This is a genomic window from Salinispora pacifica CNR114, assembly GCF_000514775.1.
Taxonomy (GTDB): domain Bacteria; phylum Actinomycetota; class Actinomycetes; order Mycobacteriales; family Micromonosporaceae; genus Micromonospora; species Micromonospora pacifica.
Window position 1 is genome coordinate 1 of sequence record NZ_AZWO01000025.1, and the last position, 21,546, is coordinate 21,546.

A 21,546-nucleotide genomic window follows, 5' to 3' on the forward strand; every position below is an offset into this window, starting at 1 on the left:
GCAGGGCCTGTTCCAGCAGCGTCCGTCGTCTGGTTGGGGCACGGTGGAGCAGATCACCGACCCCGCCTACTCCACCACCGCCTTCCTCAACGGCCTCAAGCAGGTCGAGGGCTGGCAGGACATGCCCCTGACCGAAGCCGCCCAGAAGGTGCAGGTGTCGGCGTACCCGTTCCACTACGCCCAGTGGGAGACCCAGGCCGCCGACCTGGTGGCCGAGCACTGGGCCAGCTGACCCCACCCGCACCACCCACAAACAAACCCCCGCAGACCTGACCCACACAAGGGGGAAAGAAACTGTTGGCCGGCACCCGAACCGGGTGCCGGCCAACAGTCGTCTCGCTGCCGCCGATGATCGTGCGGGATCCGGAGCGATCTCGTACAACGGTCTGCTGAGCGTCCGGCGTGTGCGGAGTCACTTCCCCGCAAGCGACCGCGAGCGATCATCTGACGGTAGAACGTAAGGCATGAGTAGCCGAGGCGATCATTACGGGATTCGGCGCGGTCGCGAGTCGGACGTCGATCAGCTCGCCCGCCTGCAGGCGGCCGTTCAACTGCAGGCGGCAACCGGCGGAGAACCACACGCGGGGATCACCGCATGGGTTCACGATCTGCTGAGCGGGCATCCTTCGGTCACACCTGACGACTTCCTGGTCGTGGAGGACACCACCACCGGCCGGCTGGCGGCCAGTTTGGTCGGTCTTCGTCAGGAGTGGAACCTGGCCGGGATTCGGCTGCCGGTGATTCAGGTCGAGTTGGTGGGCACGGCACCGGAGCATCGCGGGAACCAGCTCACCGAACGGCTACTCGCCGCGCTGCACGACCGCTGCGCGACCGAACGCGTGCCACTCCAGATCGTCGAAGGGATTCCCCACTTCTACCGTCGGTTTGGCTACGACTACGCGCTGACCCACGGCGGTGCACCCACGGTGCCCGCCACCGCCCTACCGGACGCCTACCCGGGGCCCTGGACCGTCCGTCCCGCCACCGCGGCCGACGCGGACGCCCTCGCCCGCCTCGACCGACGGCAGGTGGACGGGGATGCTCTGGTCTGCCCACGCGACGCCGCCGCCTGGCGGTACGAGATCGTGGGCCGCCGGGCGGAGGCTCTCGTTCGCCGCGAGGTCGCCGTACTGCTGCGCGACGAGCAGGTCCAGGGGTATCTGGTGCACAGCACCGCGCTCTCCGCGGCGGGAGAGCTGACGGTGCTCGCCGCGACCTGCGAGCCTGCCGGGCGCTGGCCGGAGGCCGCCGCCGCGACGTACGCCTATCTCGGCCGGGTCGGTCGGCGCTACGCCACGACGGCCCAGCACCCGTTCCACGCGGTGCGTCTGTTGCTCGATCCGGACCACCTCCTGGCCCGGATCGGGCCCACCGGGATACCAACGCGCCCCAGGGCCTGGTATGCCCGAACCGGCGACCCGGTCGAGTTGCTCGCCCACCTCGCCCCGCTGCTACGCCGCCGTTGGCAGTCAGCCGATCTGCGTTGGCCCGAGTCCACGCTCGTGATTGACACCTACACCGCGAGCGCTCACCTCGAGTTCGACGACGGTGAACTAATGGCGATGACGGCGAGACGGAGCACGATCGGTCCGAGCTCCGACGCGAGCCATCATGCCGCCATTCCACCAGGTGCCCTGCTGCACCTCGCCGTTGGTCACCGCACCCTGCCTGAGGTGCTCGATGCCTGGCCGGACGCCGCCGTGCGCGACGGCCTCACCGAGCAGTTCCTGACAGCCGCGTTCCCGCGCGTACCGGTGCGGGTCTGGCCGTGTAACTGACGGGCCACGATCCTTAGCCGCGTTGTGCCAGATCACACGCTAATTCTGCCTCGCGTGTCTTCGATCCAGGCGTCTGGTGTGGCTGCGGTGGCGTGACAGTTCGGGGTCATCGACGGCCGGTCTCCCGGCGGCGGGACGGCCAAGTGCTTCGCCTACAACAGGGCAGCTCCCGGCCGCGCGGGATGTGCGAGCACGTTCAGGCTGTGCGGTGCGTCGATCAGGACGAGTGCGACGACGACGAGGGCTCAGCAGGAGCCGTACCGGTAGGTGCCGCTGCCGGGCGCGGTGACGCCGACGTCGCGGCGGACGACCGAGACCTCGTCACCGACCGCTGAGCACGCCTTCGCGAACGCACTGTCGGTGTACTCGATGACAATGACGTTGTCGCCGTACACGCCGGTGAAGTAGTCACACTCGTTGTAGCGCCCACACTCCTCGGCGATGGCGAAGTCGAGTCCGGCGTTCCTGCCACGCGTACCGAGGTCGGTGGTGTTCTTTTGCCCGATGGCGAGCCCTGCATCGTGGGCGTGTGGCGCCAGCAACTCCAGGTAGGCGATCGCGTCATGGATGGCGAGCAGGCCCTCAGACCGCTCGTACGAGTCGATATTATCTGGTTCGATCGCCTGGTAGCCGGCCCGCGCGCAGCCGTCGAACCAGTTCTGGACGATACCCGCGATTGCCGCACGTTTGGCCGAGGTCGATATATCGAGCAGAATTTCGTTCCAGTCGCCATCAACGACGTAGTTTCCGTCGGAGTCGCGGAGCAGGAGGTCATCGTGCTGACTCTGCCACCAGTCAACCTCGTTGGGCTGCACCTGGAACGCGTTGACGTAGCAGATGTTGTAGAGGTTGGCGGCGATCGGATCCTGTCGGTCGCGGCTTACGACCCGCACCCCGGGTGGGGGCGGGTAGGCAGCGCCGATTTGATAGTCAAATTTCGCATTGACCGGTGGTAAGACCGTGGTGGAGGCGGTCGGCACGACTGGGGCGGGTGCCGGGTCGTTGTGCGCATAGACCCCGACCGAGACTGTGAGTGCGGTAGCGGTGAGCACGGTGCATGCGGCAAGCATCGACCGGGTGAAACTAGCCATTGAACAACTCCAGGGAAGGGCTATGCCGGGGCGCCTGGTCGCGGGCGGGATAGTTCGGCAAGCCCAACCCGACTGCCCGGCACGAACGTTGCTACCCACCAAACTCCGCTGACAAGCCAACGTCAATGGCCGTTTATACCCTCATCCGATGACACAACAGGCACAGGTGGAGTTCCTCGCCGCGATCGCCGCCACGCCCGCTGCTGTCGGAAGTCACCCCAAGCGTGGGGGGCGAGAGCAGCACGCCGTTTCTACGGTCGGTCGGTGACGGCCGTGGACGCGAACCCACCGGCTGGGCGCTACTGACGCTCAGCCGGTGGGCTCGTCCTGTCTTACGGGCAGGTCTTCCAGGCCAGGTTGTAGGTGGTGGAGATGGCCCCGTCGGTCGAGTCCATCGTCATGAAACTCGTTGTGGTGCTGGTGTCCGAGGTGCCGGCGAGCGCCCAGAGCTCCGTGTTGATGTTGAAGTTGCGGAACTCGCCGCACGGGTGCCAGACCAGCGAGGCGACGTCTGTGACGTCGGTGGCCTGCCAGTTGTCCACCATCGGACCGTCGAAGATGTGGGTCTTGTAGGCGGTGGGTGACATTCCCTGGAAGTAGTAGTTTGCCCGCTCCACGCCGGACGCCCCGTCCGCCAGGGCGGCGAAGCCGCGGTAGTCAGCCTGGGCCACCGCGTAGGTGAAGCCCTGCGGGACGTGAACCCGTAGGTTGAGCTGGCAATTGCGGCGCCAGTCGGTCGGCTCCGCCCCGACCCCGACCTGGGCCATGAATGCGCTGTAGGTGACCGTGAATGCGGTGTTGTCGACCGACATGGCGGTGGCGGCAGTGCCGGCCGGGCAGCCAGAGCCATTGACAGTCACCAGATCGATGACGATCTGACCTGGGGGTGGGGTCGAGGGCTCGGGGAAGTCCACCACCGGGTTCGTGGGAGCCAGCAGGGAGAGGATCATGCCTCCGGTTGCGAGCCAACTGAACATGAAAATCCTTCCTGTACGCCTCGGTGCGTGAGCGGCGGTACCGGCTGGCGCTGGACCGTCCGGGACTTGGGAGGAAGACAGAGTTCGTGCCGAAGGGCGGTGGTGGGGAGGGTTTGGAGGGCCAGCCGGACCGCGCACATGAGGATACGGGCGCCTCGGCGAGGAGCTAGCGTCACATCAGTGACCATTGCCCAATTAATGCATATTGATGTCCTGGCGCATCCGCTCGCCGTCGTGTCACTCGACAATACGAGAGGTCGGACGCTATGTCGCTGCCATGCTGGTAAGGCGGATTCGACCGATAGATTCCTCATTGCACTTTGCGAAATGATACATAATTTCGTTACGGCTGGCCGCTTGACGCGGCCGGTGGCTGACTCGGGGGTCTTCTCAGCCGCGCACGCCACCAGCGGGGGACTCGCTATCCGGGCTGCTCTCGCCGCCGTGCGTGAGTGCCGCAGTCCGCTGACCGAGCGGCGCGGCAGACGACTTCACCGCGCTGGCCCGCCGGCTTCGCAGCGCGATCACCGCCAGCTGGTGGGGTAGGTCCTGCCGGTTGTCCGAAGCCATCGGCCGCCAGCGCGGTGCACCCTGTTGCCACCGCCAGGATGCCAGCTGCGACCAGGCTGATTCGTTGCAGGGGCATGGCTCGGCCTACGCGGTCAACTGCTCGCGGAAGAAGGCGACGGCCGCGCTGGCGAGGCGGCTGCGGACCCGATCCGCGCCCGGCGTGTCCCGCACGAACACATAGTGGCCGGCCGACGGGTCGGCGCAGTGCTCGGTGGCACCAGGAATCAAGGAAGCGTAGTGCAGTGCGTTGGTCTCGGCCGGGGTCTGGTCGTCCTCGCCGGTCCACCAGATCGACACCGGCGTCGTGATGCCCCGCAGGCTGGTGGAGGTGAGTAGTTGGCCCTGCGCCGGGCAGATGAGAAGACCGGCGGTCACGCGGCGGTCAGCGTAGTCCTCGCCGGATTCGCTGATCCACGCGGCGATGTCATCGGCACCGATCCGGTCGGACAGTTCGTCGATCAGCGTCGGGTACTCCGGAGGTGACGGCACCGTCACTCGTCTGGTGGCGATAGCGCCGAACACGTCGGCGTCGATTCGGGCGCCAAGCATCGCGGCGGCGGTATATCCGCCGAGCGAGAAGCCGGCGACGCCAACGGGACCGCCGTCGGCGAGGTGGTCCAGCACCACCGAAAGGTCTTGGGGGCGGTCCCACCAACGCGCGAAAGCTTCGGCATGGTAGCCGCCACGATGGCTGTTGCCGTGATGGTCGACGCCGATTACCCGCAGGCCAGCCGAGGCCAGCGGCTCGGCCAGCCAGGACAGGTCGAGGGCGCAGCCGCCGGTACCGTGCGAGAGCAGGACGGTGCCACCGGTCGTCGCGGCGGCTGCCGACCACACGTAGGTCACGACCGGCCGTGGGCCGCCCGTACCCCAGGCTTCTCGTCGGGGATCTGTCAGCACGCGGACGTCCGGTGAGGCCATATCGAAACTATGGCAGGGGCCCGCCAACGCCCGGATCCGCCGTTCAGGACGAGCTATCGGTGGGCGACGTCGGACAGCCCGGTGGACAGCAGCAGCTGGGTAGCCCGGGCCGGGCGGCCGTTCATGGTGGCCACGGAGACCTCGCGGGTGGCGACCCGGTCGAAGTCGACGAACAGGTCATCCAACCAGTCCGCCGTGTGGTGCCGGCACACCGCCCCGTCGTCGGTTTCGAACACCCCATAGCTGCCGTACGTCGCGGCGAACTGCTGATACCGAGAACGATTACGTTGATCCGCCTGCAGGCACAGGTCGCTGAGGTAGAGGAGTCCACCGGGCCGCAGAACCCGGCGCAGCTCGGCCACCAGCTTTCGCTGCCCGGCGTCGCTCGGCAGGCACGTCAACACCGCGAACAGCAGTATCAGGTCAACACTGCTGTCCGGGTGGTCCAGCCGGGGAGGAGCGTCGAGAACAGTGAACCGCGCCCCCGGCTGCTGCGCACGTGCGCGGGCGACGAGATTGGGAGCGACATCCACCCCTTCGACGTTGTCGAAACCCCACTCGGCGAGTTGTCCCGCGAGTCGTCCGTAGCCGCACCCGTAGTCGAGGATGCGCGCCTGGCGATCGAGGCCCTCCAGCCATGAGGGCTCAACCGGATGCCCGAAGGTCTTCGACGCCCCGGTGGAGTTCCAGTACCCCAGTTGATTGTCAAGATCCACCATGGCGATGAGCGTTTCACCCATCGCTATGGACGGTCAAGCGCCGTAGAAGGTCGACCGACGCGAGGGGACAGTCCAAAGTTGTGGCGCCGCCGCTCGGAAGGCGCCACAGCGACCTCATCAGAATCAGTCGAAAGTCTTGGCGACCCTCGCATAAGGATCGGCAGAGACGCTCATCGACCCCCGGAAGGGGTCGTCCACCCGCTCGACGACGAATATCAGCAGGGAAATCATGGCCGCGGTCGCGGAGACCAATACCAGGGAGGCGTGCCGGGTCCGGGTCGGGATGAGGCAGGACAGAAAGATGATGAACACACCGCCGACCAGGAGCGTGAACCAGAGCGTCGGGGGGAGAGCGGCGGTGCTGAAGGTGCTTCGAATCTGGCGGGACTTGCTCCAATCCTCGAACTCCGACTGGGCGAGGCCACTCAACTCCTGCTCCTTGTCAGAATCCGGTGTGAAATTCAGAAGGGTACGCCAGATCCGCTCCTCGAGTTCGCGGTCTCCGTCCACCTCGTCGCCGCGTTGGTAGGTCGGCCACGCTTCGTTGACCATGTAGTCGACATACTCGTTCAACAGGCCCTCCAGCTCGCCGCGGGTGGGCTCCGGATACTCGGACACGACGTTGTGTAGTGCCTTCAGGTCCGCCGCCTCAGTTGCGACCGCCGCGCCAGCCTGCGAGTACGTCCCGTACACCGTCAGGGCGGTCAGGACGAGCAGAAGCGCGTAGAGGGTGCCGGTGACCGAGACCGTGTGGGTGATGAGATCCAACCACTTCGGCTCAGCACCGGACAGTCGCTTGGCTCGGCCCCGCAGCAGCCAGATGCCCAGCGCGCCGACAATGAGAAATACTGCCAAGAATATGAGGAAAATGAGCCAACCTGGCGCAAGATGATTCCAGCTCCACATGTGGCCACTCCCTGTCGCGGAATATGAATCCCTCGAAGGTTCACCAAAACCTTCGCCTACTGCACGCCACCGCAGCCGGCTTCCGGTAGCCACCTGAAGGGAGGCAGACGGAGTGCATCGACGGCCGGCCGCCGTGCGGCGAGCGTAGGACTGGCATTCGGCGAGAGCAAGGACGTGGCCCGGTTACCGCTGGGCCGCGCGAGTCGGAGGTGATGGCACACCAGGGCGGGCCGGTGCGGCACCATTTACCGCTGCGGGAACCCAGCTTTCGTCTCGGCCAGGAAGTCCGTCCAGGCGGCGCGACCGAAGACGAGGGCCGGACCGTTCGGGTCATTACTGTCCCGGCATGCCACCGCATCATCGAGCGCAGCGACTTCGACACACTGACCATTCCCGCTCGATCGGCTGCCCTTCATCCAGTGGGCCTGGGCCAGGTTGGCGGGGGCCATCCGGTACCTCCTTGAGTGCTGAACGCAGCGGCTTGTCCGCTGATCAGCTTGATCGAGCTGGCGGGGCCCAACGCGGTAGCACGGAGGTGCTCGAACGTGCTGGCGTAGCGGCGTACATCGGCTTCGCGTTCGAGGAACAGGTCGCCGGCCATGCTGTCGATGTACACCAGGGCGGGGTCGGCAGGATCGGGGAAGTCCATGACCACGAATGAGCCGGCATGCCGCCGTGGGCTCCACTCGTGAACGGGATGACCTGGAGGGTGATGTTCGGCAGGCTACCTGCCTTCAACCAGGGCGTTGAAGTGATCCGCCATGACCTGGGCCCGCCCGCCAGGTGGTGCAGGACGGCCTCGTCGATGATCGCCCAGACCGCAGTGGGTCAGATCAATGGAGTGACACCTGACGCTGGAGGCGGGCCTCCAACCGGGTTTGACCTCGGCGTCGCTCGCGAACGGTAGTACTCCACGGATCACCGCGCGGGCGTAGGACTCGGTCTGGAGTAAGTCCGGGATGAACAGCGAAATGGAGGTGGTGTACAGCTCGGGTGGTTCCGACTCGTACGTCTGGGGCCACCCCAGCTGGGTGACCTGCTGGGACAGGGCGATGAGTTGGCTGCGCTGGTCTTCGTCGGTGATGCCGTACGTGTCGAGCATCGTCATCAGGTGCGCCGTTGCGGGCGGACCCGGGCCGTCTCGATGCGGTAGAGGGGTGGCGGGGTTGATGCTGGTCTGTTCGCCGACCTCTTCGCGAGTGAGGTCAGCTTCGGTGCGGAGTCGGCGTAGTTCTGCCGCGAGCCGCCGGAGACGCAGGCCACGAAATCGGCAATGGTTTCGTATCTTCAAGGGCCTCGTTGAATCGGCTTCGGAGCTCTCGGTGGGGCGTGGTCCGAAACTCAAGCAGGCAACGTCCGTGGTGGGAGGTTGACTTGGAAGGTGGCGCGGTGGCTTCATCCCCGGTTCTGTTGGTGGTTGCACGCTCGCCCCGAACCCCAGCGGCATCCAACGACTCGCTGTCGGCTCCGGCTCCGTACAGTGAGCGCATTCGGAGGAAGTAACCGGGCGCCTGCCCGACGTGACGGCTGCGTTGCGTAATTGCCCGCTACTATCAACGATCATCCGGGCAGCCTGGTCCCTTGTTATGGGTGAAGGGCTTGTCCTGTCTCGCCGTTACCATTAATTCTTGCTCGAAGAATATCTGCAGTTGGCTCTCCGGTGATCCGGGGGTCGCTGAAGTGTCGCACGGTCGGGGTCTCGTCGGGACCGGCCCTGGTCGGCTGGAGTGGGGCTCGGTCGGCCGGGTTGACGTGACGTGCGGTGTTGGGGTCTGGCACTCGGCCATCTCCGGTTTGCAGGCCAGGGAGGTGGCGTATGGTCAACATAGGCTATCAAGGTAGCTCTAGTCAAGCTTCTGGTGCTACCTTGCTCGCGCAGGTTTGCTTGTGATGCAATGGCGGTTGCAGACCAGGGAGATGTAATGCCCACTACCGCCAAGTGGGTGTGGTTGGCTGACCGCATCCGGGAACAGATTGCATCCGGCGAGCTTGCGCCGGGGGCCAGGCTGCCGTCGATGACGGAGTTCCGTCGTGATTACGGCGTGTCTCAGATGGTGGTGCGTAATGCCATACTCGTGTTGAAGTCCGAGGGATTGATCTATGGGGTCCCTGGCGTCGGGGTGTACGTCGCGGATCGCGATGATGCCCCGTCTGCTTGATCGGCCACGGTGGCCTCGATCGCTCACCACGAGGTCAACGATGACGCTCAGGGGCCGGCAGCCGGGGGCAGATGTCCTTCGACGTGCATTTCATCGGGCGACCGGGTGAACCAGGTCCAGGTTGAGGCTGTGGAGTTGACGGTCGTCATGCCGGGTCGGCGGCGGGGAAGACGTCCGTAGCGGGCGAAGGTTGCTTCGGCGGTTGCCCGGCCTGAACATGGTGCGGGTCGACGGCACGCTACGCACTGACCGACGATGCCGGTGACCAGGTGTCGCTCCAGTTCCACCTGTGCGTGGTTGACCTGCTCCATCGCTACCCGCGTAAGGTATGTGGTAGTCATTTCGCGACTGCCGGCTCAACGATTCCGCACCGATAGTGCGCTTCTGCGGCGCGGGCCACCTGGCCCACCAATGCCTTGGGCGTGCTCATGCGAGCGCACCTCCCTTCGGACCGGTGGCGGGTTTCGAGGTGCGGTGTCTGACATCGCGGCAACCCGGGCAGTCCAGCGTGTCACCGCAGGACGGACACCATCGTTGGGAACGCTTGAACGTCCACATCCCGGCGATCCAGCCGAGAAGTGCGGCCCCCAGGGCGGGGATGGCGAGGGACATCGTTGGCAACCTCCTCCTGGTTACAGTGAGCGCCTTGGTTGATCCTAGGCTATCTTGATAGCCTAGGTTTGGATCTGAGGTTACCGATGGAGCTCCGTTTTGGGAACCCGAGCCGTGCCGGTGTTCACACCATGGACTATCCGCCGCTACCCCGTCCAGCGTCCAGCAACGCCCCATCTACTCGCTGCCGGACCCGATCCCAGGTCCGAACGCACCCGGAGGTAACAACGTGAGCCTGCCCGACGTCGCCGCTGCGCTGCGAGACCTGCACGTCTCTGTCTACCAACAGCAGGAGATGGCGAAGGCCGTCATTCACGACGCGGAGAAAGTCCGAGCCGAGTTCCGCGCCCTTACGGTGGGAGCTGCCAACCCCCTGGTCAACCGCGCCTTGGGGAACTACGCCCGGGGGATAGTCAAGCTCCGTGCCGGAGCATGGCTCCTCACCCAAGCCGGCGGCAGTCTCACCGAGTACGCCCAGGTAGTCGGCGTGCGCCTTCGGCAGCCCGTTGCGGGGGAGCGGACGGTCGAGGCGTCGCCGGACGAGCGAAGCGACACCCCCGAGCGTCGACGCAACCAGCGGTCGTCTCTACTGGGAAAGCAGGGGACAGTCGGCGAACCACCCTGTTGACCGGTCAACAGGCCGCGAAGGTGCTGGTGGCTGGCAGTGGTCGCTGTCTGCGGCCTGGTCCACCGGGACGGTCAGCCGCCAGTCTTTGCCACGCCCACGAGGTGCTTTCCGACGAGATCTCCGGCCTGCTTGAGGTCGTCTACGCCCTCCTCAAGCTGAACCGGTGCCTGCCGGCAGGCCCGTACCGCGCTGTTGAGAAGGTTGTTTTCTCCGCCGCGGCTGACCTTCTGGAAGTGGGCCTGGGCTTTGTTCACGGCATCGATGGCATCGCCGACGCTGCGGCCCACCTGCTCCAACACCCGAAGCGTCGTGATCAGGTCCGCTATGACCGAGTCGATCGGGCCACCGCCGCCCCGTCCGGCGGTGATCCGGTCCAGCCCGGCGGTCATCGCGCGACCGACCAGCCCGCCCGCCTTCATACCGGCGTAGGCTGCGCCAACCGCAATCAGCGGGGAAGGGTGGTAACCAGCGGCGTCCACGGCTGCCGTGGCTGCTATCGCCATCCCACCGCCAGTAGCCTTGCCGATCTTCTCACTGACGTTCTTGATTCCTTCCCGGGCTGACTCGATAGCCGTATCGCGGAGGGCGCCGGCCGTTGCGGTGAGTGCTCCGGCTGCCTTACCACGAGCGCCCGAGACTCGCGCGTCTCTCGTTCGCCCCCGGCCCTGTCTTCCCAGCCCGAGCATCGGCTATCGAACCGGTTCCAGGAACGCGCAGCCGGAAGCAATCAGCATGGGAGTAACGTTCGCGACATCAATTGCCAGCTCAGCGGCTGTCATCGGATCAATGTCCTCACCGGCGGCTCGTTGTTCATCGGCTAGCGCGGTAGCGAGGGTACACGCTTGCCAAAGCGAGCTGACAGTTGAGGAAAACGCCCACAGGTTGTAGACGGTGTAGTTGACTTTGACGTGTGCCTGACCGTTGTGTCCGATGAGGCGGCGGTCTGGTTCTTCGGGGGTGTTGCCCATCCCTTCGGCGAGTGGGTGGAGCTTGATGCGCCGGAACGGCTTCTCCAGCTCACCGTTCGGGTCGAACTCGATCAGTAGGCCCCGGTCGAGGAGCTGCTCGATGACCGGCCCTGGGCTGGCGGGGCCGGCGCCCGCGGCGAGCAGGTCGCGTTGGAGAGTGTCGCGGGTGACTTCCAGGCGGGCGTGGCGCTCGGGGTCGAGGAAGGCCCGTCCCCACACCTGGAATTCGTCATCGGTGAGTTCCTCGGAGTCGTTGCCGAGCCGGACCTCCCAGTACTCCGGGTTGGGGTCGGGTGGGGTGACGTACCGGTAGGAGGGGCCGAGGTTGAGGCCGACGGGGACGATGACGGTGGGCATCGGGGACCTTCCGGGAGATCGGTGTCAGAGGACGGCGTTGTACTTCTCGGTCTGCGCGACGGCGGCCTGGATCAGGCCGGCGCCCTCACCGAACTTCTGCTTGGCGGCGGTGAGCTTGCCGATGGCGCCCATGACGGCGGGCTGTTGGGTGCCGGCGGCGAGGGCCTGGAGCACGGCGATGGCCTTGTCGACCTGGGCGTTGACACCAGCGAGTTGGGCGAGGGCCTTGTCCGCTTCAGTCTTGCCGTGGGCCAGGCCTGCCTTGATGTCTCCGATGGTGGCCATTGACTTTCCTCCCTGGGTTGTGGGGTCCAACGCCCTGCCGTCGGTCGCAGGTGCGCCTGGTGTCAGCCGCGGGTCGCGGCGATGAAGATGAACCACAAGATCGGCATGCCGACGAAACAGATCACCCCGCCGACCTTTCTGGACCGGGTGCCGCCACCCCCGATGCGGGGCTGACCGACGAGGCTGATGGTGAGATAGCCGGCGAAGAAGGCGAGCGCGGGCAGTCCACACAGGGACCAGGGCACCAGGTGCAATGGAATGCGCCCGAGGTCCTTGTCGGGGCTGAGGGCAAACATCAGCAGCGATGCGAAGGTGCCGACCATCGCCGCGATGGAGTAGACGAGGGCATTGCGGGCCAGCGGGGTGAGCCCCGGCAGCAACGGCGGCTGGGCTGCTCGCCGGTGGGCGTTCTCGGCGGCGGCGTCGGCGGCGTTGGCGGCGGTTGTCGCCCGCCGCAGCGCCTCGGCCGGGTCCGGGATGGGGCCGGGCGCGATCTGGCCAAACTGCGGCGCGGGCAGGCGCAGGGTGACTGCGAGGTGGTGCAGGTGCTGCCGTTGCGTCGCCGCCCGGTGGGTGAGCTGATCCACCGCGGCCTGCCCGTCACGACTGGCGGCGGCCTGCTGCTCGCCGCGGGAGCGTTCCTCCTTCAGCAGGGCGGACAGGCGGCGGGCGTGATCCGTGTAGGCGGCCCAGCCGCCATCGCGGGGCAGTGGAGTGCCCGGTTGCTCAGTCATGCGTACTCATCGATCTGGTCCAGGGTGCCGGGGCGCACGTAGGGGACGATGAGGGCGCGGCGGTTGTCGTGCCGGTCGATCAGCAGCGCCCGGTTGGGGCGGGACTGCCACTCCGAGGCGTAGTCGCCGAGCAGGGAGCTGACCTCGTTGCTGGGCAGGTTGAGGGCGACGAGGCAGGCGACCTCGTTGCCGCCGGTGGGCCCGAGGTCGCTGCTGAACCGACTCACCGAGCGCCACCAGCCGAGCAGGTGGACACCGTGGGTGGGGCCGTTGGCCAGCATGTCCCGCAGCTCGTCGTGCCCCGAGCGGTAGGTGGTGGGGTCGCTGGTGGTCAGCAGACTGCTGGCGATATCCGCACCGAAGATCACCAGGTGGGTGGTCGGCCCAGCGTCAGAAACGGTCGGCTGGGCGAGCTCCGCCAGCCGCGCCCGAAGCTGGGCCGCGCTGAGCGTCTTGTACGGGTGCCCGGCGGCGGCGATCGCCTCGACGGTGGCGTCGGAGGCCTCGTCGGCGGCGGCGACCAGCGGCGCGATGAGGAACCGGGCCGTGCCCGGCGCGTACTGGCGGGCCAAACTGGCCGTGGCCGCGTAGAGCACGTCGGCCCCGACCGGGGAGGTACCCAGGACCGCCAGGTGGCTGCCCGGGGTCGCGTCGAGGGTGAAACCCGCGGTGGGCAGGCCGACGGCCACGGTCCGGCCGACCAGGGCTCGCCGCCGCCGTACGTCGGGCGTCAGGTTGGCGAAGGTGGGATCCTGGTCGGGATGTTGCTCGGCGTAGCCGGCGAAGACCGTCGGCGGTGCACCACCCGGGCGGCGGGCACTCCAGAGCAGGTGCCGCTGGGCGGCCACCGACCCGGCGTCGGCGTTCGGGAAGCGGATGACCCGGTTCGCCCCCGGAATCCCGGCCGCCGAGTTGATCACCGCCCCGCCGAGGGGCAGGTTGTCCGCACCATCGTTGAGCTGGTCGAGGACTCCGCCGCCACCGGCGAGGGCAACCCGCAGCGGAAACTGGCCAAAAATGGAGTCGGTCTTGGTGAAGAGCGCCTCCACCCCGGAGATCGTCTGCGACGCCAGGATCAGGTGGACGCCGTACGAGCGGCCCTTGCGCGCCAGCTCCTCAAGGAGCGCCACCGCCTGCTGGGCCACCGCGTCGTTGCCCTCGAAGAGCACATGGAACTCGTCGATCACCGCCAGCAGCCGGGGCATCGCCACATCCGGTCGACCGGTTCGCAGATCGGCAAGTTTCGTCACGCCGGCCCGCTTCAGCTCGGTCGCCCGGCGGGTCATCTCCCGGGACAGCGTCCGCAGCACCGCCAGCCCGTACTCCCGGTCGGACTCGATGCCGACCGTGTGGGCGTGCGGAATCCACGACGGGTCCACCATCGTCGGGGTGAACTCCGCGAACGACACGCCCTCCTTGAAGTCCAGCAGGTAGAGCGACAACTCGTCCGGCGAGTAGCGCGAGGTCAGGCCGTAGAGCACGTCGAGGAGAAACACTGTCTTCCCCGACCCGGTGCGACCCCCCACCAACCAGTGTGGCGTCGCGTCGTCCAACGCCAGCACGCACTCGGTACGCCCCTCCCGGCCCACCACCGTCCGCAGGCCGTCGATCGACGACTGCTGCCAGATCTCCTCTGGCATCAGCATCGTGAAGTCCGTCGCCGTCTGCACCCGAGCCGACTTCGCCAACCGGCGGCAGACCGCCTCCACCAGCGTGTCCGGCGGGCCGGCGTCCAGTCTTACCGGCACCGCCAACCCCGATTCGTCCGAGCTGAACCGGTGCTGCCCCGGCGGGTCGGAGACCGCGAACACCCCGCCGCGGGACGCTGTCAACGCGGTGGTGCCCTCCAGGCGCGGTGCCGGGTTCAGCCCGCCCGGATGCTGCGCCGGCGGGTAGCCGGTGAGCAGCAGGAACACCCCGGCCGCCGGGCCCGCGTGCGCGATCGCCGACAACCGGGACCACTCCCTACGCCCAGCGCCCTCCGGCATCGCCGCCACGCACACCAGCAGCACCGAAGGATCCGACTCGCCACCCTGGGCGCGCTCGATCCGCTCCTCCGCCTCGGCCAGCACCTGCTGGAACCCCGGCAGGTCGATCGCCGGACGCGGCCACGCCTCCGCCTCCACCATCTCGCGGAACGGCCCGAAGACGGTCCCGAGGGTCGCCCCATCCACCGCCGCGACCTGGAGCACGCCGTCCGGCAACGCCGCCAACACCCGCAGCAGTACGCCGCGCAGCCAGCGCGCGACCGCCGGATCACGGGCGTCACTGTCGACCGCCAGGTGACCGGCGCCCACGAACGGCGCCACGACGCTGAACCCGCTTCCCGCCACCGGCGTCGTGTCGCCCAGGCGGACAGGCATCGGACGCCCCAGCGCCGCGTCCACGCCGGTGGGCAGATCCGCAGCCGAACCGTCCAGTCGGCAACCGAGCCAACCGGGCGTCAGCCCCTCGGCGAGCCGCTGCATCCGGGCGGTGAGACGCTGTGCTTCCTCGCGGGCCCGCGTCGAGACGCCAGCTTCCGCAGCGCGGTCGCGCAACCTCGCCCGAGCAGCCTCAATGTGAGAGACGGCATCCCGGTGCGCCGCCACCGCCCGACCGAACGCTGACGCCACCGACTCCAACGCACGCCCCCAGCTCACCGACCACGGCTACTCGCGCAGACCCTACCCAAAGTGGCCACTGCGAGTCAGCCCCCACGTCGCCCACAGCTACGGCTGTCATCGGCGGAACGCCTTCGACGGCGATCCCGCCAGGGGTGAGGGGTGACCGGATGCGCGCGCCGAACCCCGGGACGCCGGTCAGCGGCGTCCCGGGGTCAGGTTGAGATCAGAAGCCGTGATTGATTCCGGTGTAGGTGTGTGTGACACCGCCGGCGATGGTGTAGTCATTTCCCCAGCCGCAGTACCAGGTCACTCCGTTGTCCAGGCAGAAGTGCATTGCAGTGGATCCTGGAATTGGGGTGCTGGTGTCGGTGTAGGAATAATACTGATCGGCCGTACCGTATGGGCCGAAGCGGCTCTGCCACCCATTCCGCTCGAACCAGACGGATGCCCGCCAGCCGGCATAGTTGCTCTTGAAGCCGCCTTGGTAGTAGTTGTTGTCATTGCAGGTGCCGGCGATCGGGGTCTCGACGACGGCGGCGGCTGAGCCGATGTTCAAGGTGCTGGTAATGCTGTTGCCGACGCCGTTGCACCGTGCCTGTGCGGCACTGGGAGCCACCGCAAGTGACGCGAATGTGGCACCGAAAAGCCCCAGCATCGCGGTGATCGCACGCACCTTCGTCTGTCGCCTGAGCATGAGTTCTCCTTTCCTGGCACGGTTCGGAGGACCGTGTCGTGCCGGGCCTGACTCTCGATGCGTCCAACCAACGGCACCGCTGTTGCGCGGCGGTTGTGGCGCTGTTGTGGGGGTGGCTCGCCCTGTCCCCGCGGTGGCGGGCCGCGGAAGCGAGCCGGCACCACAACCGCGCCACAACAGGCAGGGGCTAATCCTGGAGGAGACCCGTTCGACCGGCGCCGATCGGGCGCCAAGGAGGTGGACCCTTTGAAGGGCATGACACGGCTGGTTGCGGTCGGCGCAACACTGGTCCTGGCGGTGGCCGCCATTTCGGTCGGTCCGGCTGCGGCGGACGATATCTGTGCGCCGCGCAGCGTCGGCGTAAGCGACGCCACCCAGTTCGAGGGCGGGTTCTTCCCGGCGGAGATCACGTTCACGGTGACGTCGGCCGGCTGCGCGGGGGGAACAGTCCAGTTTGCGACGGGGGCTGACCCCGGCGGTGGGATGCCGATGGCCGAACCCGGACTCGACTACACGCCGGTATCCGGTGAGTTGTCCTGGCTGCCGGGTGAAACCACCAACCACACCATCGTCGTGGACATTGTGAGCGACTACGGAATCGAGCCGGACGAGGTGTTCACGCTAGAGCTGTTCGACCCGGTCGGGCTGGGAATTGTCGACCCGGTCGGTCTGGGCACGATCCGCAACGACGACGTCATAATCACGCCCCTTGGTAAGCCACATTGCCTGGAGTCAGGTGGCAGCTGCCGGCTGAACATGATCATATCGGAGCCGGTGTCGGTCGACCTGACCATCCATTTCGCCACCCGGAATGGTACTGCGACCGCTGAATCGGACTACACCGGAATCTCCAACGGGCAACTCACCATACCGGCCCGGGCATCAACAGCGGAGCTCAGCATCCCGGTCCGGGACGACCGAGAGGTGGAGGGCCACGAGTACTTCTACGTTCACCTCTACGCACCCTCGAACGGGAAGATCACTCAGGATCAGGTGGCCATGGGCATCGTCGACGACGACTGACGAGAACGCGGGGGAACGGGGACGGCACCCAGGTCGGCTTCGTCGGTCAGCTTGCTGGCGAGCTGCTCCGCCTCATCGGTCGCGCTCGCCTCGCGGTAGAGGCGAACAGCCGTTGACCAGTGGCGTTCTGCGGCACCTCGGCTGCCGGTCAACTCCGCGAGGTCGCCGAGGTTGCGGAGCACGTGTGCCTGCTCGTACAGGTCGGGCACGGCCCGCCGAAGGCTGGCGCTTGCCGTCAGGCACCGGCGGGCCGCGTCGAGGTTCGCCAGGCGCAGATGCGCTTCGCCGAGCTGGTTGAGGGTGCGTGCCTCGATGTGTCGATGACCCAGGCTCCGACTCATCGTCAGTGCCCGCTCGAAGTGCTCCACAGCCGACGCGGGGTCATCGTGGGCCAGGTAGGTGCGTCCGAGGTCGCCCAGCGCGACCATCTGGTAGCGGCGATCGCCGGCTTTGCGGCTCACGGCGAGGGCTTCGTGGAAGCAGTCGAGCGCCCGACCGTGCCGCAGCTGCTGCAGGTGCGCCTCGCCGAGGCTGTTCAACGTGCTCGCCTCGAGCCGGTGCAGACCAATGGATCGGCTGGTGGCCAACGCCGCGTTCAGCGGGGCGAAGCTGAGATCGGCACGGCCCATCCGGACGTGGACGTACCCGAGGTTGCGCTGGGCGGTCGCCGCGCCGGCCTGCTTGCCACAGTGATCGTGCAGCCGCAGCGCGGTCTCGTACGCCTCGATCGCGGCAGTGAACCGACGCATTTCTACGAACGCCCCACCGATGTTGTTGTAGACGTACGCCAAGCCAGCTTCGTCCCCGAGCGGCCGCAACAGCGCCAACGCCTGATTGTGGCTGTCGAGTGCCGGGCTGAGCTGGTGCGTCGTACGGTAGGCCACGCCGAGCGCCCGATGCATCTCGGCTTCGAGGACCGGATCGCCGAGCCGGCGGGCGGCCCGGACCGCGTGCTGGCACATCACCACCCGCTCGGACCAGTCGCCCCGCACGTCGAAGTAGCTGGTCAGTAGGTAGGTCAGCTGGCATGCCGCGGCGGGCTGGTCGTGCTCCTCCGCGTACCGCACGATCGGCAGTAGATTCTCGCGTTCGGACTCCAGAAACGCGATCGCGTGCTCGCGAACGGCGGGAAAGGGAAGCTCCGGAGCCGGATGACGCAGCACCGCCGTCACCCGGTCAAGGTGGCTGTCGAGCACCTGGGTGGCCGCTTCGGCGCCGACCAGATACCAGTCGAGCAACTTCTCGGCCACCTCGGCACGCGTACTCGGGGGCTCGTCGACCAGCGCACACCGCCACGCGAAGAGCCGGACCAGATCGTGGAACTGGTACCGGCCGGGCTGTGGCTCGGCAACCAGATGCGCCGCGACGAGTTCGGCCAACGCGTGCCGCCACACGTCGGCGGGCAGGCCGCAGAGCGCGGCAGCCAGGGGTGCGCCGAGGTGCGGCCCGGGGTGCAGGCCGAGCAGCCGGAACAGCCGCATCGCAGGTAGCGACAGCGACTGGTACGCACTGGCGAACACCACACTGACGTCGCGGCTGCCGTTCTCGACGGACAGGTGGGCCAACCGGTCGCCGCCCGACAACTCCTCGACGAGTACCGAGATGGGCTGAGCCGGGCGCATCGCAAGCTTTGCCGCCGCGATCCGTAGTGCGAGCGGAAGCCGACCGCACAACTCGGCAAGCCCGGCCACCGCATCGCGCTCTCGGCCCACCCGCTCGGCGCCGAGCATCTTTTCCATCAGGTCGGTCGCCTCATCCTGGCTGAACAGGTCAGGAAGGAGGGTGTGCACCCGGGTGTGCGTCACCAGGGCGACGAGGCTGTTACGGCTCGTCACCACGAGCAGGCTCGCGGCGCTGCCCGGGATCACCGGCAACACCTGCTCGGTGCAGCCGACGTCGTCGAGCACGACGAGCATGCGCTGGTCGGCGAGGATCGTGCGGTACAGAGCGACCCGCTCGGCCAGCCCGGTAGGGAGCCGGTCATCCGGAATCCCGAGGCACCTCAGCAGGACTGCCACCACCTCAGTCGGGGCAAGCGCCTCGGCCCGGTTGTGGCCACGGAGATTGACGAATAGCTGACCGTCCGGAAACCGATCAGTGGCGCTGACGGCCCACTGCACCGCGAGCGACGTCTTGCCGATCCCGCCTTGGCCGCTGATCAGCACCACGGGCCGGACGCCGTCGTGACCTGTCTCGATGACACTGCTCAGCTCACCCAGCTCGGTGACGCGGCCGGTGAAGTACCCCACCGGTGCCGGCAACTGCGCCGGCCGGGGTGGCGTCGCCGCGACCGGGTTGCGGCCAAGAACGCTACCCGGCGCCCGCAGTTCACCCGGCGCGGCGCCACGTAGCAGCGCGGTGTGCAGGTCTGCCAGTTCGGGCGACGGATCTACCCCGAGTTCCTCCGCGAGCCGAACGCGTAGCCGTTGGTAGGCGTTCAGCGCCTCAGTCGGCCGCCCGGATCCCGCCAGGGCGAGCATGCGCAGGCCCACCAGCCGTTCGCGGGTCGGGTCCGCGGCCAGCATTCGCTCTATGTCGCCGAGCGCCTCATCCGGTCTGCCGAGGCAGGTCAGTACCTCGCAGCGGTCCATCTGCGCGGCGAGCCGCAGGCCCGCCAGGCGCGCTGCCTCGGCTGCCGTCCACCCGATCGGATCCGCGTCGGCCAGTGCCTCGCCACGCCACAGCTCCAACGCCTGTGCCATGACGTCGGCAGCCCAACTGGCCACCCCGGCGGCCAAACCGTCCCGGGCCGCCCTGGTTTGCTGTTCGAACCGGTACGCGTCCACCGCCGTCGCGTCGATGGCGAGTAGGTAGCCCGGCTCCCGGGTCTGCAATATTCCGCCCAACCCGCTCGCGTCGAGCGCGAGGCGTAGCCGCGCCACGTGACTGTGCAGCGACCGGACGGCGGTTCGTGGTGGACAATCCCCCCACAGCGCCTCGACGAGCCGCCACAGCGGCAGCACCGCGCCGGGCCGCAGGGCCAGGGCGGCCACCAACGCACGATGCCGTCGTCCCACCAACGCGGTCCGGCCGCGCGGCCCGATCACTTCGACGCCGCCGAGAATATTGACCTCAACACCCGACATCATCGACCTCTCCCGCTGTGGCAGCCCAGGCCGTCGCGGCTTCGGACGAGTTGGCATCGACGTAGCGAATGCTCTCTGGCTCCGAGACCAACCCTCGACCAAAGGATAGGTAAGGACCGGTTGGGGTGGGCGGCTAGCGCTGGTACCGGACAGTCCAACCACGGCGGGTGCTCATCACTTTCTGCTTGCGCCTCACGCGGCGGGATGTCACATAGTCCACGTCGTGGAGGATCACCTGACTGTGGGGCAAGCGGCCGAGCTGGCCGGCGTAACCGTCCGCACGCTGCATCACTACGACGAGATCGGCCTCCTGCGGCCGTCCACCCGGACCGTGGCGGGACACCGGGCCTACTCGGCGGCCGACGTGGAGCGACTGCGGGAGGTGCTCGCGTACCGGCGGCTTGGTTTCGGGCTGCGGGAGATCGCGGACCTGGTCAACGATCCGACCACTGACGCGGTCGCGCACCTGCGTCGGCTGCGCGGGTTGCTGTTGGACCAGCGGGACCGCGCCGCGGCCATGGTGACGGCCATCGACCGGGAGTTGGAGGCACGGACAATGGGGATCAGGACGACACCAGCGGAGCAGCTGAAGATGTTCGGCGCGCAGTTGTACGACGCGATCGGGTCCGCCTACCCAGCGACGCGGCGCACCGAGCCACGGATCGCCGCCCAAATCTGGGACGCGCTGGGAGACGCCCGTACGGTGCTCAACGTTGGGGCGGGCACCGGCTCCTACGAACCGCACGACCGTGAGGTCACGGCGGTGGAACCGTCGGCGGTCATGCGCGCGCAGCGCCCCGCGGGCGCGGCGCCGTGCGCGGCCGCCGCTGCGGAGAGTCTGCCGTTCGAGGACCAGTCCTTCGACGCCGCGATGGTGGTCAGCACCGTGCATCACTGGCGGGACCCGGTCGCCGGGCTGCGGGAGATGCGGCGGGTTGCGCGTCGGGTGGTGGTGTTCACCTACGACGCTGAGGACACCGGCTGGGGGCAGCGGTTCTGGCTCACCCGCGACTACCTACCCGAGTTCGCGGATCTGCTCGTGGGCTGGCCGTCCCTCGCCGAGCTGACCCGTGCGATCGGCGGACGTGCCGAACCGGTGCTCGTCCCATGGGACTGCGCTGACGGCTTCTTCGAGGCCCACTGGCGCCGACCTGAGGCGTACCTGGACGAACACGTACGCCGGGCGGTGTCGGTCTGGACCAGGGTGGGAGCGCAGGCAGAGGAGCGGGCAGTCAGGTCGCTCCACGAAGACCTGTCGTCCGGCCGGTGGGCCGAGCGGAACCGCGACCTCGTCGCCCTCGACACGGCCGAGCTCGGCCTCCGGCTGCTCGTAGCGGGAGGTGACGGCGGCGCCGCCACCCCGGCGCGGACCTGAGCCGAATTCCCCGCCGCCGCGACCCCCGCCGCCGCGACCGGCCCTCCGGAGGATGGC

20 protein-coding genes and 2 pseudogenes are annotated in these 21,546 nt (G+C 67.7%); 6 read left to right on the top strand and 16 right to left on the bottom strand.

What is annotated here, in order from left to right; all coding sequences use genetic code 11:
- Positions 1-232 (top strand): annotated as a pseudogene (locus tag B118_RS32155) (hypothetical protein); the annotation flags it as partial.
- 232 nt (positions 233-464) lie between these two features.
- Entirely contained in the window at positions 465-1,778 is a 1,314-nt protein-coding gene (locus B118_RS0116505) for a GNAT family N-acetyltransferase (RefSeq protein ID WP_028193048.1), read from the top strand.
- Positions 1,779-2,023: 245 nt separating this feature from the next.
- On the opposite strand, the gene B118_RS0116510 is transcribed toward B118_RS0116505, so the two are convergent.
- The 9 genes and pseudogenes from B118_RS0116510 to B118_RS33895 all read right to left on the bottom strand — a co-directional run bounded on the left by B118_RS0116510 (position 2,024) and on the right by B118_RS33895 (position 8,070).
- A complete protein-coding gene (locus B118_RS0116510) occupies positions 2,024-2,869 on the bottom strand; it encodes an endo alpha-1,4 polygalactosaminidase (RefSeq protein ID WP_018221008.1) in 846 nt (281 codons plus the stop codon).
- A 332-nt stretch (positions 2,870-3,201) separates the two neighbouring features.
- Complete coding sequence (locus tag B118_RS0116515; protein ID WP_026270816.1) at positions 3,202-3,846, bottom strand: DUF4360 domain-containing protein; 645 nt, start codon at positions 3,844-3,846, stop codon at positions 3,202-3,204.
- Between the two features lie 390 nt (positions 3,847-4,236).
- Positions 4,237-4,416, bottom strand: a complete 180-nt coding sequence (locus B118_RS31795; protein WP_238323947.1) for a hypothetical protein — start codon at positions 4,414-4,416, stop codon at positions 4,237-4,239.
- Positions 4,417-4,500: 84 nt separating this feature from the next.
- Positions 4,501-5,262 carry an alpha/beta hydrolase family protein gene (locus B118_RS0116520; RefSeq protein ID WP_027648238.1) on the bottom strand — a complete coding sequence of 254 codons (762 nt, stop codon included), beginning with the start codon at positions 5,260-5,262 and terminating at the stop codon, positions 4,501-4,503.
- 128 nt (positions 5,263-5,390) lie between these two features.
- On the bottom strand, positions 5,391-6,056 hold the full coding sequence (locus B118_RS0116525; protein ID WP_028189242.1) for a methyltransferase domain-containing protein: 666 nt from the start codon (positions 6,054-6,056) through the stop codon (positions 5,391-5,393).
- Between the two features lie 123 nt (positions 6,057-6,179).
- Positions 6,180-6,962 carry a bestrophin-like domain gene (locus tag B118_RS0116530; RefSeq protein ID WP_026270815.1) on the bottom strand — a complete coding sequence of 261 codons (783 nt, stop codon included), beginning with the start codon at positions 6,960-6,962 and terminating at the stop codon, positions 6,180-6,182.
- 245 nt (positions 6,963-7,207) lie between these two features.
- Entirely contained in the window at positions 7,208-7,411 is a 204-nt protein-coding gene (locus B118_RS0116535; RefSeq protein ID WP_028189241.1) for a DUF397 domain-containing protein, read from the bottom strand.
- Positions 7,375-7,772, bottom strand: a pseudogene (locus B118_RS33890) (Scr1 family TA system antitoxin-like transcriptional regulator). Before B118_RS33890 ends, B118_RS0116535 begins: the two are co-directional and overlap by 37 nt.
- Entirely contained in the window at positions 7,687-8,070 is a 384-nt protein-coding gene (locus B118_RS33895) for a Scr1 family TA system antitoxin-like transcriptional regulator (RefSeq protein WP_420329457.1), read from the bottom strand. Before B118_RS33895 ends, B118_RS33890 begins: the two are co-directional and overlap by 86 nt.
- An 814-nt stretch (positions 8,071-8,884) precedes the next feature.
- On the opposite strand from B118_RS33895, the gene B118_RS0116545 reads away from it, so the two are divergent.
- On the top strand, positions 8,885-9,121 hold the full coding sequence (locus tag B118_RS0116545) for a winged helix-turn-helix domain-containing protein (RefSeq protein ID WP_028189240.1): 237 nt from the start codon (positions 8,885-8,887) through the stop codon (positions 9,119-9,121).
- A gap of 841 nt (positions 9,122-9,962) precedes the next feature.
- On the top strand, positions 9,963-10,361 hold the full coding sequence (locus tag B118_RS0116550) for a hypothetical protein (RefSeq protein WP_027648242.1): 399 nt from the start codon (positions 9,963-9,965) through the stop codon (positions 10,359-10,361).
- A gap of 71 nt (positions 10,362-10,432) precedes the next feature.
- On the opposite strand, the gene B118_RS0116555 is transcribed toward B118_RS0116550, so the two are convergent.
- The 6 genes from B118_RS0116555 to B118_RS0116580 all read right to left on the bottom strand — a co-directional run bounded on the left by B118_RS0116555 (position 10,433) and on the right by B118_RS0116580 (position 16,005).
- Entirely contained in the window at positions 10,433-10,864 is a 432-nt protein-coding gene (locus B118_RS0116555; protein ID WP_028189215.1) for a hypothetical protein, read from the bottom strand.
- 186 nt (positions 10,865-11,050) lie between these two features.
- Positions 11,051-11,686 carry a hypothetical protein gene (locus B118_RS0116560; protein WP_028193049.1) on the bottom strand — a complete coding sequence of 212 codons (636 nt, stop codon included), beginning with the start codon at positions 11,684-11,686 and terminating at the stop codon, positions 11,051-11,053.
- Positions 11,687-11,710: 24 nt separating this feature from the next.
- A complete protein-coding gene (locus B118_RS0116565; protein WP_018218703.1) occupies positions 11,711-11,971 on the bottom strand; it encodes a hypothetical protein in 261 nt (86 codons plus the stop codon).
- Between the two features lie 62 nt (positions 11,972-12,033).
- Positions 12,034-12,705, bottom strand: a complete 672-nt coding sequence (locus B118_RS0116570; RefSeq protein ID WP_018220999.1) for a hypothetical protein — start codon at positions 12,703-12,705, stop codon at positions 12,034-12,036.
- Positions 12,702-15,173 (bottom strand): FtsK/SpoIIIE domain-containing protein, encoded by a 2,472-nt coding sequence (locus B118_RS0116575; protein WP_028193050.1) that lies wholly within the window; start codon positions 15,171-15,173, stop codon positions 12,702-12,704. The genes B118_RS0116570 and B118_RS0116575 overlap by 4 nt, the downstream gene beginning before the upstream one ends.
- Before the next feature lie 361 nt (positions 15,174-15,534).
- Positions 15,535-16,005, bottom strand: coding sequence for a hypothetical protein (locus B118_RS0116580; RefSeq protein ID WP_018220997.1), 471 nt, complete (start codon positions 16,003-16,005; stop codon positions 15,535-15,537).
- Between the two features lie 255 nt (positions 16,006-16,260).
- On the opposite strand from B118_RS0116580, the gene B118_RS0116585 reads away from it, so the two are divergent.
- On the top strand, positions 16,261-17,028 hold the full coding sequence (locus B118_RS0116585; RefSeq protein WP_028193051.1) for a Calx-beta domain-containing protein: 768 nt from the start codon (positions 16,261-16,263) through the stop codon (positions 17,026-17,028).
- On the opposite strand, the gene B118_RS0116590 is transcribed toward B118_RS0116585, so the two are convergent.
- Positions 16,995-20,114, bottom strand: a complete 3,120-nt coding sequence (locus B118_RS0116590) for an AfsR/SARP family transcriptional regulator (RefSeq protein ID WP_028193052.1) — start codon at positions 20,112-20,114, stop codon at positions 16,995-16,997. The genes B118_RS0116585 and B118_RS0116590 overlap by 34 nt on opposite strands.
- Positions 20,115-20,337: 223 nt before the next feature.
- Between B118_RS0116590 and B118_RS0116595 the strand changes: the two genes are divergently transcribed.
- The gene (locus B118_RS0116595) at positions 20,338-21,489 is read left to right on the top strand and encodes a MerR family transcriptional regulator (RefSeq protein WP_028193053.1); all 1,152 of its coding nucleotides are present in this window, start codon (positions 20,338-20,340) and stop codon (positions 21,487-21,489) included.
- The last annotated feature ends 57 nt before the right edge of the window (positions 21,490-21,546 follow it).